14 protein-coding genes are annotated in these 12,893 nt (G+C 71.0%); 3 read left to right on the top strand and 11 right to left on the bottom strand.

The features are described 5' to 3' along the window. The first annotated feature begins 4 nt into the window (after positions 1–4). Complete coding sequence (locus V7004_RS02440) at positions 5–1,036, top strand: hypothetical protein (RefSeq protein ID WP_334141801.1); 1,032 nt, start codon at positions 5–7, stop codon at positions 1,034–1,036. A 12-nt stretch (positions 1,037–1,048) separates the two neighbouring features. On the opposite strand, the gene typA is transcribed toward V7004_RS02440, so the two are convergent. After that, complete coding sequence (gene typA / locus V7004_RS02435) at positions 1,049–2,854, bottom strand: translational GTPase TypA (RefSeq protein ID WP_334141839.1); 1,806 nt, start codon at positions 2,852–2,854, stop codon at positions 1,049–1,051. 43 nt (positions 2,855–2,897) lie between these two features. Next, positions 2,898–3,083: a hypothetical protein gene (locus V7004_RS02430; protein ID WP_208028623.1), complete on the bottom strand. Its 186-nt coding sequence runs from the start codon at positions 3,081–3,083 to the stop codon at positions 2,898–2,900. Between the two features lie 155 nt (positions 3,084–3,238). On the opposite strand from V7004_RS02430, the gene V7004_RS02425 reads away from it, so the two are divergent. Continuing rightward, positions 3,239–4,795 carry an alpha-amylase family glycosyl hydrolase gene (locus V7004_RS02425; RefSeq protein ID WP_334141797.1) on the top strand — a complete coding sequence of 519 codons (1,557 nt, stop codon included), beginning with the start codon at positions 3,239–3,241 and terminating at the stop codon, positions 4,793–4,795. Between the two features lie 73 nt (positions 4,796–4,868). Here the strand turns inward: V7004_RS02425 and V7004_RS02420 are convergent, their stop codons facing one another. Genes V7004_RS02420 through pyk form a run of 7 tightly spaced genes read right to left on the bottom strand, consistent with a single transcriptional unit; the run spans position 4,869 to position 10,968 of the window. Then, a complete protein-coding gene (locus tag V7004_RS02420; RefSeq protein ID WP_334141795.1) occupies positions 4,869–6,035 on the bottom strand; it encodes a ribonuclease D in 1,167 nt (388 codons plus the stop codon). 19 nt (positions 6,036–6,054) lie between these two features. After that, positions 6,055–6,378: a rhodanese-like domain-containing protein gene (locus V7004_RS02415; RefSeq protein ID WP_334141793.1), complete on the bottom strand. Its 324-nt coding sequence runs from the start codon at positions 6,376–6,378 to the stop codon at positions 6,055–6,057. Between the two features lie 15 nt (positions 6,379–6,393). Next, the gene (gene mobA, locus V7004_RS02410; RefSeq protein WP_334141790.1) at positions 6,394–6,987 is read right to left on the bottom strand and encodes a molybdenum cofactor guanylyltransferase; all 594 of its coding nucleotides are present in this window, start codon (positions 6,985–6,987) and stop codon (positions 6,394–6,396) included. A gap of 5 nt (positions 6,988–6,992) precedes the next feature. After that, a complete protein-coding gene (locus V7004_RS02405; RefSeq protein WP_334141788.1) occupies positions 6,993–8,249 on the bottom strand; it encodes a glycosyltransferase 87 family protein in 1,257 nt (418 codons plus the stop codon). Between the two features lie 10 nt (positions 8,250–8,259). Beyond that, entirely contained in the window at positions 8,260–8,706 is a 447-nt protein-coding gene (locus V7004_RS02400; RefSeq protein WP_334141785.1) for a DUF3151 family protein, read from the bottom strand. Between the two features lie 31 nt (positions 8,707–8,737). Next, the gene (locus V7004_RS02395; protein ID WP_334141783.1) at positions 8,738–9,541 is read right to left on the bottom strand and encodes an alpha/beta fold hydrolase; all 804 of its coding nucleotides are present in this window, start codon (positions 9,539–9,541) and stop codon (positions 8,738–8,740) included. Then, entirely contained in the window at positions 9,538–10,968 is a 1,431-nt protein-coding gene (pyk, locus tag V7004_RS02390; protein ID WP_334141780.1) for a pyruvate kinase, read from the bottom strand. The genes V7004_RS02395 and pyk overlap by 4 nt, the downstream gene beginning before the upstream one ends. Positions 10,969–11,005: 37 nt before the next feature. On the opposite strand from pyk, the gene V7004_RS02385 reads away from it, so the two are divergent. Continuing rightward, positions 11,006–11,599 carry a histidine phosphatase family protein gene (locus V7004_RS02385; protein ID WP_334141777.1) on the top strand — a complete coding sequence of 198 codons (594 nt, stop codon included), beginning with the start codon at positions 11,006–11,008 and terminating at the stop codon, positions 11,597–11,599. A gap of 18 nt (positions 11,600–11,617) precedes the next feature. On the opposite strand, the gene V7004_RS02380 is transcribed toward V7004_RS02385, so the two are convergent. Both V7004_RS02380 and V7004_RS02375 read right to left on the bottom strand, forming a co-directional pair. Next, a complete protein-coding gene (locus tag V7004_RS02380; RefSeq protein WP_334141773.1) occupies positions 11,618–12,037 on the bottom strand; it encodes a hypothetical protein in 420 nt (139 codons plus the stop codon). Positions 12,038–12,101: 64 nt separating this feature from the next. Beyond that, entirely contained in the window at positions 12,102–12,887 is a 786-nt protein-coding gene (locus V7004_RS02375; RefSeq protein ID WP_334141770.1) for a SirB1 family protein, read from the bottom strand. Positions 12,888–12,893 lie beyond the last annotated feature (6 nt).

Here is a 12,893-nt window from a genome sequence, read left to right as displayed (position 1 = left end):
TCTGATGGCGCCACCGGTCGAGATCGAGCCCGCGAGCCCGGTGGTCGACGACCCCGTCGCCATGGCCTTTGACCGGCTCTGGGACCGCCTGGCCCGTCCCTTCGACGTGGTGGGGACGGTCGCGGCGCTGGTCGGGCTCTCCCCCGCGGCCGTGGCGCAGCTCGTGGGGGTGGTCGTGGCCACCTCCGAAGAGGCCGAGCACCTGCTCGATCAGTTCCCCGTGACCGTTCGATCGCTGGCGACCTCCATCCACACCAACGCGGAGCGCTGTATCGGGCAGCTGCGCGGCCCGGTCCTGTGGAGCGAGACCATGTCGGCCCGGGCCTCGAGCTTCGGCGACCCGGACCTGTTCGTGTGCTCGGCCCCTTCTCGCGCCTACGACATCGACGAGAACCAGGTCCTCGTGGCCGCGCTGGTCGAAGTCCGCGAAGCCGCGAAGTACGCGAGCGAGAGCGCCGGTGATCGTGGAGCTGATGATCCCCTCATCCGAGCGGCTCGGCGGAACGGGCAGGACGCGTCCCGGTTCATCGAGCACCCCTCGTTGCAGCGGGTGAGCCGCAGCCGCCCCAGGGCACGAGCGTTGAAGCGCACCCGCTCAGGCAAGCACCGCAAAACGTACGGGCCCGCGCTCGCGATGCTGGACCGGGCCATGAACCCCCTCGACCGCGACGACGTGAGGGCCTGGTGCGACGAACGCACGCGGATGCAGCACTACGCCCTGATGGGCTTGGTGGATCGATTGGAGCGTGGGGGTCGCCGGTTGCCGGACTTCCGAGCCGAACGCGGCGCGCTCTACTCGGGCCCGGTCCAGTACTACCACCCCCGCGGCCTCGGGGAGAGCGGGCAGCTCTCCGGCATCGTCGTCGGTCAACTCCTCGTCGACATCCCGATGCGCCTGCACGACCCTGATCGAGATCGGGCCGAGGCCGAGCTCAAGGCCCGGGCCGGAGGTCGCCGATCGATGGTCATCATGGAAGAGGACGACCTCGATCGGGCGATCGAGCTCGCCATCGACCTGGCCCGCCGGGGCCGCTGAGCCCCGGAGAAGTCACCTCCGGGACCGCCGGCGCTCCGCCTCCCGGAGGAGTCGCTTTCGCAGCCGGACCGCCCGCGGCGTCACTTCGATCAGCTCGTCGGCCTCCACGAGCTCCATCGCCCCTTCAAGGGTCACCTGCCGTGGAGGTGCGAGCCTGATCGCTTCGTCGTGCGAATGAGTGCGAATGTTCGTCTTCTGCTTGTCGCGGGTGACGTTGACCACGAGGTCGCCAGGGCGAGACGTCAAACCGACGATCATCCCCTCGTAGACCTGCGCGCCTGGTTCGATGAACAGCTCCCCTCGCGGGGACAGGCTGTCGAGGGCGTAGGCCGTCGCGTACCCGGCCCGGTCGGCGACCAGCGCCCCACCGGCCCGCCGCGGCAGGTCGCCCACCCATTCGATCCATCCCGCGTGATGAAGCTGCAACAGCGCCGTGCCCCGGGTGACGGTCAACAGCTCGCCACGGAGGCCCAGCACACCGCGGGCAGGCGCCTGGAAGCTGATCACTGTGCGTCCCGTGTCGCCGGGGCGGATGTCGAGCACCCTCCCCCTGCGGGGCGCCAGCGCCTGGGTGACGGCACCGACGTGCTCGTCGGGCACGTCCACCACTCCGCGCTCGAGCGGCTCCAGCGGCTTGCCGTCACCCTCCTTGAGGATCACCTCCGGGCGGCTGACCTGCAACTCGTACCCTTCTCGGCGCATGGCCTCGATGAGCACGGCGAGCTGGAGCTCCCCTCGCCCCGCGACCTCGATGACGTCGGAGGAGCCGGTCTCCCCCAGCCGAATGGAGACGTTGCCCAGCACCTCGCGACCGAGCCGCTCGCGAAGGTGCCGGCTGGTGAGGTACCGGCCCTCCTGCCCGGCCAGCGGGGAGGTGTTCACCCCGAACGTCATCCGCAGCACGGGCTCGTCCACCCTGAGCCGCGGCAGCGGCTCGGGCGACGCCGGATCCGCGAGCGTGTCACCGACTTCGATCTCGGGGAATCCGGCCAGCACGAACAGGTCTCCGGCCCGCACCTCGTCGGTCTCCACCTGGCTCACGCCGGCGAAGGTCATGAGCTGGGCCACCCGCCGCACGAGCGGTGATCGCTCGCCGACCGGCGCGCAGAGCGCCACCTGGTCACCTCGGCGGAGGGTCCCCCGCTCCACCCGCCCGATCGCCAGCCGGCCGAGGTAGTCCGACGCGTCGAGATTGGTGACCAGAGCCTGTAACGGCGCTGCGGCGTCACCCCGAGGCGGCGGAACCGCTCGGAGGACGGCGTCGAACAGCGCGGTGAGCCCGCCGGCCTCGCCCGGTGTGGCGAGCCCCTCGGCGGCGAGGCCGTCGCGGGCGATCGCCGACACCACCGGGAAGTCGATCTGGTCGTCGTCGGGGTCGAGGTCCAGGAACAGTTGGTAGATCTCGTCCAGCACCTCGGCGGGGCGGGCGTCGGCGCGATCAACCTTGTTGAGGACCACGACCGCGGCCAGCCTCCCCTCGAGGGCCTTCGACAGCACGTACCTCGTCTGGGGAAGCGGGCCTTCTGCCGCATCGACCAGCAGGAGGACCCCGTCCACCATCGCCAGTGCCCGCTCGACTTCACCGCCGAAGTCCGCATGCCCGGGCGTGTCGACCAGGTTGATCCGGGTGCCCTTCCACGTCACCGAAGCCGCTTTCGCCAGGATGGTGATGCCCCGCTCTCGCTCCTGGTCGTCGGAGTCGAGCACCCGATCAACGACGTCACGATGAGCGGGCAGGGCCCCCGTGGCGCGCAGCATGGCGTCGACCAGCGTGGTCTTGCCGTGGTCGACGTGCGCGACGAGCGCGACGTTGCGGATCGGCGGGCAGGTGCTCAGGAGCTGGGCGGGATGGTCGGTGAGCTCAGGCGGACCAGTCGTCCCGGGAGTCCTCGTTGAGGCACCACGACTTGTGATCGTGCCCGGGCTCGGCCCCGCACTCGGGGCAGGGCTCGGCGTCTCGAGCGTCGAGCAGAGCGTCCAGATCGCCTTCGGTACTGCGTTTCAGTGCTCGGGCTTCCTCGAAGCGCCGATGACGCCCCTTCTTCACGGGCCAAACTCCCGATCGACTGCGGACAGTTCGCACAGTCTACCCCCGCCGTGGTGGTCTCCGACGAACTCCACGCCCTCCCGGGATTTTCGTGCATCCTCGTATGGTCTCATGCCTCTCCGCGCTGCACACCCTCGGAACCGTAGGATCGGAGCGTGAGCGAGCTGCCCTGGTGGAAGACCTCGGTCGTGTACCAGATCTATCCCCGATCCTTCTGCGACACGAACGGCGACGGGGTGGGCGACCTGGCGGGGATCCGCCGGCACCTCGATCACCTCGAGTGGTTGGGCGTCGACGCTGTCTGGCTCTCGCCCTTCTACCGCTCACCGATGGCGGACTTCGGCTACGACATCAGCGACTACTGCGAGGTGGACCCGCTCTTCGGCACGCTCGCCGACTTCGACGCCCTGGTCGAGGATGCGCACGACCGAGGCATCCGGATCATCGTCGACTGGGTGCCCAACCACACCTCGGACCAGCACCCGTGGTTCGTGGCGTCACGCTCGGGGCGGGACAACCCGAAACGTGACTGGTATCTCTGGCGCGACCCGGCGCCTGGCGGTGGCCCCCCGAACAACTGGGTGGCGGCGTTCACCGGAGGTCCCGCGTGGACCTACGACGAGGCGACCGGGCAGTACTACCTGCACTCCTTCCTCCCCGAGCAGCCCGATCTGAACTGGGCGAACCCCGAGGTGGTGGAGGCGATGCACGACGTGCTGCGGTTCTGGCTCGACCGGGGTGTCGACGGCTTCCGGGTCGACGTGGTCCACCTCATCGGCAAGGACCCCGACCTGCCCGACGACCCCGAGGAGTACCTCCCGATCCCCCATTCCGGCCTCAACCACCGCCCCGAGACTCACGAGCTGCTCCGTGGGATCCGCCGACTCCTCGATTCCTATCCCGGCGACCGCATGATGGTCGGGGAGGTCTACCTCCTCGACACGACGATGGTGGCCACCTATTACGGATCGGGCGACGAGCTGCACCTGGCCTTCAACTTCCCGCCGCTGTACACGCCCTGGGACGCCGAACGGTGGCGTTCCCAGATCGAGATCGTGAGCCGGGAGCTCGACCCCATCGGCGCGTGGCCCACCTGGGTGCTCTCGAACCACGACAACAAGCGGCACCGCACCCGCTACGGGGGCAGTGAGGCGAGAGCGCGGGCCGCGGCCGTGCTGCTCCTCGGGTTGCGTGGCACGCCCTTCCTCTACGCGGGTGAGGAGCTGGGCCTCGAGGACGCGGTGGTGCCAACCGATCGGGTGGTGGACCCCGGAGGACGGGACGGGTGCCGGGCGCCGATCCCGTGGGAACCCGCACCCCCCCACGGCTGGGCGGGCGCCGATCCCTGGTTGCCGTGGCCACCGGAGCCGGGAACCCGGAACGTGGTGAGCCAGCGGGAGGACCCTGCTTCCATCCTGCACCTCTACCGGCGGCTGCTCGCGGCCCGGCGCCGCTCCCCCGCCCTCCGGGAGGGTGACCTTTCCCTGATCGACGCACCGCCGGGCGTGCTCGCCTGGCGGCGCGTGCACCAGTCGGGGGATGAGCGGGTCCTCATCGTCAACTTCTCCGCTGACCGGGTGACCATGCCGCGAACTGGCCTCAGCGGGCTGGTCGAGGTGGCGAGCGACGGCTCGGGGGAGGGCGCCCCGTTCACGGGCGAGGTCGGCCCGGATCAGGCGCTGCTGATCGACCCCCGCGCCAGCGCATCGTGAACCGCTCGGTCGAGCGCGGGCCCCGGGCACGGCCTCGACGGCGAAAACCGGCCCGCTCGGAGCGACCCACCCCTCAGCCCACGGGGCGGTGCGAGCGCTCCTCGAGCACCAGCGCGCCGTTGCCGTCGAAGGCCAGCGCAGCATCTCCCCGAACCAGTTGACGTATCGGCTCGCCGACGAGCGACGCCCGCCAGCCGTGCGCCAGGCGAGCGTCCTCGTCGCCCCGGAGGAAGGCCTCGAGATCGGCTCGGGTCGCGAGCAGGGCGGTCTCGATCTCCAACTGCCGGGCCATCTGGCTCACCCAGGCCGAGACCAGGCTCACCGCCGGCCGCAGGTCACGGTCGAGCTCCCGTTCCGCTGCCGGTTCCGGGGGGCCCAGCGGGCGCTGCCGGGCTTCTTCGATCACCTCCAGGAGCGCACCGGCCTGGCCGCCGCCCAAGTGACGGTCGTCAAGGCCCCGGATCTTGAACAGCCCGTGGGTGTCGGTCGGAGGCCGCTGAGCGATGGCGACGATCGCCAGGTCCGGAATGACGAACCGGCTCGGCACGTCGAGCTCGATCGCCCGCATCTCCCGCCAGGCCGCGACGGCCCGGGCGATCTCCCGGGACCGGCCCTTGAGCTGGCGCGCTTCCCGTATCCGTCGCCAGGCCAGCGAGGGGTCGCGGACTCCCCGAGCCCGACGCCGGATCTCCTCGCACTCGTCGAGCACCCATTGCAGACGCCCGCGCCCTTCGAGCTCCTCGGCCAAGCGGTGCTGCACCTCGAGTAGATGGGCCACATCCGACGCCGCGTACTCGAGCTGGTTGGGTTGGAGCGGACGGGCCAGCCAATCCGAGAGGCGGTCGGACTTGGGGACCGTGAGGCCGAGCACGTGCTGGTACAGCGCGGCGAGCGATGGCGAGCTCATGCCGACGAAGCCCGCCGCGATCTGCGTGTCGAACAGGTTCGAGGGCACCACACCGCACGCCAGAGCGAGGACTTCGAGGTCCTGGTCGGACGCGTGCAACACCGCGACCCCTGGTCCTTCCAGCACGCGACGCAGCGGGGTCACGTCGACCACCAGCGGATCGACGAGCGCGAGGCCGCCCCGCCACGCGAGCTGGATCAGCGCCAGTTTCGGGAAGTAGGTACGCTCCCGGTGGAACTCGGTATCGAGTGCGTACCGAGGTTCATCCACCAGCTGCTCGACGACCTCCTCGAAGGCAGCGTCCGAGTCGATCACCTCATAGGTGGCAGCCATCGTCGCGTCCTGCGGCCGGTCAACCTGGATGAGGACCGGCGACGGTGGGCTTGCCGGCCTCGATCCACGCCAGGGTCCCGCCAGCGACGTTGGTGGCGTCGACGCCTTGACGGGCGAGGAACTCTGCTGCCCGGCGGCTCCGGACGCCCGATGCGCAGATGAACAGGACGGCGCGATCGACCGGGACCTCCTCGATGCGATCAGGCAGTTCGGCCAGCGGGATCAGGACCGCGCCCGGCACGTGCGCCTGGGCGTACTCGTGCGGCTCCCGCACGTCGATCACCGGCGCACCATCTGCGCAGCGCTTCTCCAGCTCGTCGACGTCGATCTCGGGGATGTCCAAGAAGCCTCCTCGCGCTCAGGGGTCGCCCGAAGCGTACCGGTGGAGGTCTGCGGCGTCGTCGAGGTCCTCGAAGACCGGGGCCATCCCCTCGACCTCAACGACGTCGAGGCTGGCGAGGCCGTGGTGCAGCGAGCGGACCCCGGCCTCGAAGGCCGCCGCCAGAGCGGGCAGGGCCGAGCGACGGTACGCCACAGCCGAGAGCTGGCGACGCTCGTCCACGAACGGCACCGCTGCCGCGGCAGGGCACGAGTGCAGGGAGACCACCAGCCCCCGCACCGCGGCAGCATCGACCTCGGGCAGGTCACACGCCAGCACCACCACGATCGGGTGGGTCGCCGCCCCAAGTGCCGTCAGCACCCCGCCGAGAGGCCCCTGGCCTGGGTGTCGGTCCGCCACGTACTCGAACCCGAGCGCTCGCAGGTCCGCGCTGCGCCTCCCGCCCACGGCGAGCACCCGGCGCGCGCCCGCCTGGACGAGCGCTCTCTGGGGATAGGTACACAGCGGGGCACCCCGCACGACCACGAACGCCTTGTCGGTTCCCATCCGCACCGACGAACCACCGGTGAGCACCGCCCCGGTGAACGCACCGGCCCGGCCATCCGTGCGCATGGCAGTCAGCCGGCCACCTCGGCGGACGTGCCCCGTGACACGGACGCAGACGCCACCGCGTGGCTGGCCGGCGGCCGGTACCCCACCACGAGCCCGATGGTGATCAGCGTGAGCGCGTTGTGGGCCAGGACCCCAGCCGCCCGCACGGCGTGGTTCCCGTCGTCGAGCAACGCCCAACCCCACCAGCCGAGGGGCAGGAGCAACAGCAGGGACACGACCGCCGCCCACGCGTCGCGGGCCCGATCCCGGCCATCCGCCACCAGCGCGCCGACCATCGGGAGCAACCAGACGAAATGGTGGAGCCACGAGATCGGCGAGACCAGCAAACCCAGCGCGGCGGTGACCGCAGCCCCGCCGAGCTCGTCGCCTGCGCGATAGGCCTCCCGTGCCCGGCGCAGGCCGATCACCACGATGGCGACCGACACCACCAGCCACACGGCAGCTCGTGCGTGAGCGGGGACCATCCGGCTCACGGCGCCGAGCACCGACTGATTGGACGTGTAGGCCAAGGAACCGGTGACCCTCTCGCCACGGAACACCGCGTCGGACCAGTAACCGATCGAGGCGGCGGGCAACACCACGAACGCGAGACCGGTGCAGACAGCGAAGGCGGCCAGGGCGTTGCCAGCGGCCCGGAGCCGACCGGTGACCGCCAGGTACACGATGAACACCGCAGGGGTCAGCTTCAGCGCGCTGGCCACCCCGATGAGCGTGCCCTGCGGCCAGCGCCGGCGGATCGCACACAGGTCGACCAGGCACAGCAGCACCATGAAGACGTTGACCTGACCCATGGCCACGTGCTCCGCGAACGGTCGGGAGAGCACGGCCAGCACGCAGGCACCCCCGAGGACCAGCGGCCGTAGGTCCGCACCCACCGCTTCGATGGCCCGCCGGAACGAGAGCCACACCACTCCCACCAGTGCGAGGATGGAGCCCACTGTCCAGAGGAACTGGCCCCACCATTGACCGAACGGCGCGGTGAGCACCGCCACCAGGGCGGCGAATGGGGGGTAGGTGAACACCAGATCGTCGCCCCCGGAGTGGTATCCGAAACGACCGGCGAGCACGTCCCGGCCAGCGTGCTTGTAGACGTCGAGATCGATGAGCGGGTGCAGCGGCTGATGCACGACGTAGCGCCACGCGACCGCCGTCGTGGCGATCATCACGCCTGCGATGGCCACCGCCACCGCGAGGTGCCGCCGGGCCACGGGCCGGTCTGGGCGGGAACCGGGCTGCGCCGACGGCGACAGGGCGAACCCCACCGGTCTCGGCTCAGCGCTGGTCCGGCGGTGGCCAGGCCGGATCGAGCTGGCGGAGGAAGCGCGCACACCGCTCTTCCTCATCCAGCTCACCGATCGCCGCGGCCGCGGCTCGCAGTCCGTCGAGTGCCCGCAGAAAGCCGCGGTTGGTTTCGTGCTCCCAGCGCACGTACCCCGAGCCACGCCAACCTCCGGCCCGCAGCGCGTCCAGCCCTCGGTGGTAACCCACCCGGAAGTACGCGTACCGCTCGATCTGGTCCCGTCCACGGAGACCGAGCTGCGCCCAGGCGTCGAGGTAGCGGGGGTAGCGGGCCACGACTGACGCGATCGCGTCGCGCTGGCGCTCTACCGGCTCTGAGAGGGCTCGATCCAGCGCCTCAGCCGCCTCGGTGGGCGGTGGGGGGAGGATGGTCTCCGGCGGCCCGGCCGGGGTCAGGTTCACGGGGCTGTGGTCGGCCATCCACGCCAACCTAGACCACGATGGCAGCCGGTCAGCGACCGGTCGAGGCCCGCTCAACCGCCCGGCGGACGAACGCTGCGAACTCGTCGGGGTGGCTCGTGTGGGCATCGTGGCTGGCCCCGGGGATGCGGAGGAGCTCGCCGTCCCGAACGGAAGCGGCGAGCTCTTCCGCCGCCCGGCGATGGCGGTGCGCGGTCGCGGTGCCACAGCCGACGACCACCGGGCAGCCGATCGCTGCCGGGTCGTAGGCCTGACGGGTGCGGACCGATCGCAGATCGGCGAGGAGGGCCCGGCCCTCGGCTCGTCGCTGCGCCTGGGTCGACCGGGGAAGCTGCTCCCAGCGTTCATCGCCGATCACCCGGCGCATGAACCGCTCCACAGCGCTAGCTGCTGCCTCCGGGCCTCCTGCCGAGAGGGGATCTTCCAGGCGCGACCGTTCCGGCCACCACGGCACCCACGGCATCGGGGCCTCGAACGCGGCCACCGCCAGCACGAGCGGCGGCTCACGCTCGGCCGTGGCGAGCGCGATCACGCCGCCGAGACTGTGGCCCACCAGAACCGCCGGCTCACCGCCGAGTACCTCCACCAGATCGGCGACCATGGCATCGAGATCAGCCGCCTCTCCGCTCTCGAGGGACCGGCCATAGCCTCGCCGGTCGTAGCGCACCAGCTCGAGGTCCGGGAGGCGCCGTGCAACCTTGAGGAACGCCGCAGCCCGGTCGAGCGTGCCGTGCACGAAGACCACCCGAGGAGCGGGGCGCGAAGCTCCCTCGGTGCTCGCGGCGTGGCGGTACACAGCCAGTTCCGCCTGCCGCCTGCGGCCCGCGCCGTTCACGGGATACGCAGGAGACGCAGCGTGTCCGTTGCCCGCCCCGCGAGCTCCCCGGTCCCGAACAGGAGCACCACGAGATCACCCGGCTTCACCTCGCCGAGGCGCAATGCCTCGGCGATGGCGGCTGGCACGAGGTGATCGGCACGCTCGGTGCCGTCGAGGTGGTAAGGCACCGAGCCCCAACTCATCGTCAGCTGGCGCACCGTGCGCTCGTGAGTGCTGAAGCCGATGATCCGCGCCCGAGGTCGGAACCGGGCGATCGACCGGACGGTGAACCCACTGCGGGAGATGCAGATGATGGCCGCGGCGTTCGTCGCCGCGGCGGCCCGGTGGGCCGCGCTGGTCATCGCGTCGGTGATGGCGTTGGCCGGGTCGGTCACATCCCGCTCGATCGTCTGCAGCTGGTCGGCCCAGGTGTCGTAGTCGAACTCGTCATCAGCCCGCTCGGCGATGCGAGCCATGGTCGCCACCGCGTGCACCGGGTCAACACCCACCGCGCTCTCGCCGGAGAGCATCAGCGCGCTCGAACCGTCGAACACGGCGTTCGCCACGTCGGAGGCCTCGGCGCGGGTGGGGATCGGAGCCTGGATCATCGACTCGAGCATCTGGGTGGCCGTGATGGCGGGGCGACCGAGGGCGATGCACCGGTGGATGATCCGCTTCTGGAGATGCGGGAGCTCCTCGATCGGGAACTCCGAGCCGAGATCACCGCGGGCCACCATCACCGCGCCCGACGCCTCGATGATCCCGTCGAGGTTCTCCACCGCCGCCCGGGTCTCGACCTTGGCGACGATGAGCGGGCCCCGCGGGTGTGGCTCCACCCCCACCCGGCGCACGTCGTGCGCAGAGCGCACGAACGACAGCGCCACCATGTCCACGTCGACGTCGATGAACGCGTCGAGGCAGCGCAGGTCCTCTGGAGTCGGACTGGTGAGCCGGAGCCGATCGGAGGGGATGTGGATGCCCGGTCGCCCCTTGAGAACCCCGCCATGGATGACGCTCGCCTCGATGTGGTCGTCGGCGCGACCCAGCGCCTCGACCACCACCGCGCCGTCGCCGAAGGCGATGGTGTCACCGGGGTGGATGTCGGACAGAAGCTGGTCGTAGTCGACCTGGATCACCTCGGCCGTGCTGGTGCCCGTCCCCGGGGTCAGCTTGAAGCGCTGCCCCTCCAAGAGAAGCAGGCCCTCGTCGGGCACGGCGCCGGCACGGACCTTCGGACCGGGGAGATCGACGAGGATGCCGACCGTGCGCCCGAAGTCGGCGGCCGCCTTGCGGACCCGGTGGTACCGCGCCAGTGCCTGGTCGAGGCTCTCGTGGGCGAGGCTCAGTCGCGCCACGTCCATCCCGGCCTCGATCATCCCCTTCAGCACCGCCTCGGAATCGGAGGTGGGCCCGATGGTGGCGATGATCTTGGTCCGTCGCGGCATGCCCCAACGCTAGCGGCACCTAGGCTCGTCGCCCGTCATGGAGCTCCTGCTCATCCGGCACGCCAGACCGTTCCGCACCACCGCCACGGAGGGACCGGCCGACCCGTCGCTCGACCCGGTCGGGGCCCGCCAAGCGGCGCGCCTGAGCGACTGGCTCGCCCGGGAGGAGATCGACGCGGTCTACACCAGCCCGCTGGCCAGGGCCCGGGAGACGGCCGCGCCCCTGGCCGTTCGGCTCGGGGTCGATCCCGTGATCGACGAGGGGGTGGCGGAGTGGGATCGCGACGCGCCTGCCTACATCCCGATGGAGGAGCTGCGGGCGACCGGGCACCCGTGGTGGCGGGCCATGGCTGCTGGCGACTGGGAACTGCTCGGGGTGGACCCGGAGGCGTTCGGGCAGCGGGTGGTCACCGCCATCGACGCCATCGCGGCCCGGCACCCCTCCCAGCGGGTGGCGGTCGTGTGCCACGGCGGGGTCATCAACGTGTATGTCGCGGAGGTGCTCGGCCTCGGCCGGCGCACGTTCTTCCAGCCTGCCTACACCTCGATCAGCCGGGTCCTGGTGTCGCGCACCGGCGTGCGCTCGCTCGAGACGCTCAACGAGCGTGCCCACCTGCGAGATCTCGCCTAGCCGACCCCGGCGTCCGGGTCAGCCCGGTCGCTCCCACACCGTCGAGCGCGACGGGGCTTTCCTTCCGAGAGCCTCGATCAGGCGCTGCACATCGAAGCCCGGCAGGAGCTGCAGGTATCCCACCAGATCGGTGTCCTCGACCTGGTCCAGCGGGACCAGGCATCCCCGGGTGGCATCGCCGGCGAGGACCACCACCCCCCCGTGGCGCCCGTGAGGGCCGCGCTCGGCCGTCACCACTTCCACTTCAGTGAGCTCGCCCCAGTCGACCGCCTCCTCACGCCCGTCGGCGAGAACCCGCCGAGCGCCGAACTCGTCGACACGGAGCTCGACGGTGGCTGCGCGCAGCTCGCGGCGGTGAGCCTCATTACGGGCCACCGCTAGCAGCACCACCACCGGCGACATCATCAGCACCACGGCGAGCCAGCCCACGGTCAGCATCCCCCACGATCGTCGTGCCGACCACGGCACGTGGCGCTCGGCCTCGGACCGACGAAGACGGTCATCAGTTCAGGCGGGCCCTGAGCCGGGCCGCGCGCCGCGCGTACTCCTCACCGGTGCCACCGCCGACGCGCTCTGCGACGATGTCCAGCTCGCGGGCCGCGCCCCGGAAGTCACCGCTCGCGGCCAGCACCGCGGCCAGCTCGGCCCGCTCCTCGATCGGCACGCCGGGGACGAGGCTCCGCAGGCGCAGCACCCACGCCAGCCCGGTGTGGTCGACCGCCGTCGCGAACACCACCCGCAGGTTGGCCAGCATCCGAGCCAGGATGGCGAACGGGCCGACCGGGGCCAGGTAGGCCTCATCGAAGACCGCGTCCTGACCGTGCACGGCCCGGAACACCCGCTCGCAGCCCGCCCGGTCGAGGAACGCACCCGCCGCGAACGGATCCACGAACACGCTCGGATCGACCCGGTCGCGCAGCAGGAAGTGCCCCGGCATGCCCACCCCCGCGAGGGGGACGGCGAGTCGCCGCCCCACCGCCATAGCCAGCACCGACAGCGTGATCGGGATGCCGCGTCGTCGGCGAATCACCTCGTTCAGATACGAGTTGCGCGGGTCGTGGTAGGCGGTCCGGTTCCCGCGGAAGGCGAGATCCACGAACAGGTATCGGACCAGGGCATCGAGCGTCGGGGCGAAGCAGCCCTCGGCGATGCAGTCGATGGTTGCCAGCTCGGCCTCGACGTCCAGCCCGGGGTAGGCGTGCGCGGCGATCAGCAATGCCGCCCGATCCAGGGGAACCGCGTCCTCGGGACCGTCGAGCAGGTCTGCGAACTGCTCAGTCACCTGCACCCGGCG

The sequence above is a fragment of the Rhabdothermincola sp. genome (assembly GCF_036846205.1).
In the GTDB taxonomy this organism is placed as follows: domain Bacteria; phylum Actinomycetota; class Acidimicrobiia; order Acidimicrobiales; family Acidimicrobilacustridaceae; genus Rhabdothermincola.
The sequence above is the reverse complement of the archived record's forward strand: the minus strand, read 5'-3'. Positions and strand labels throughout refer to the sequence as shown.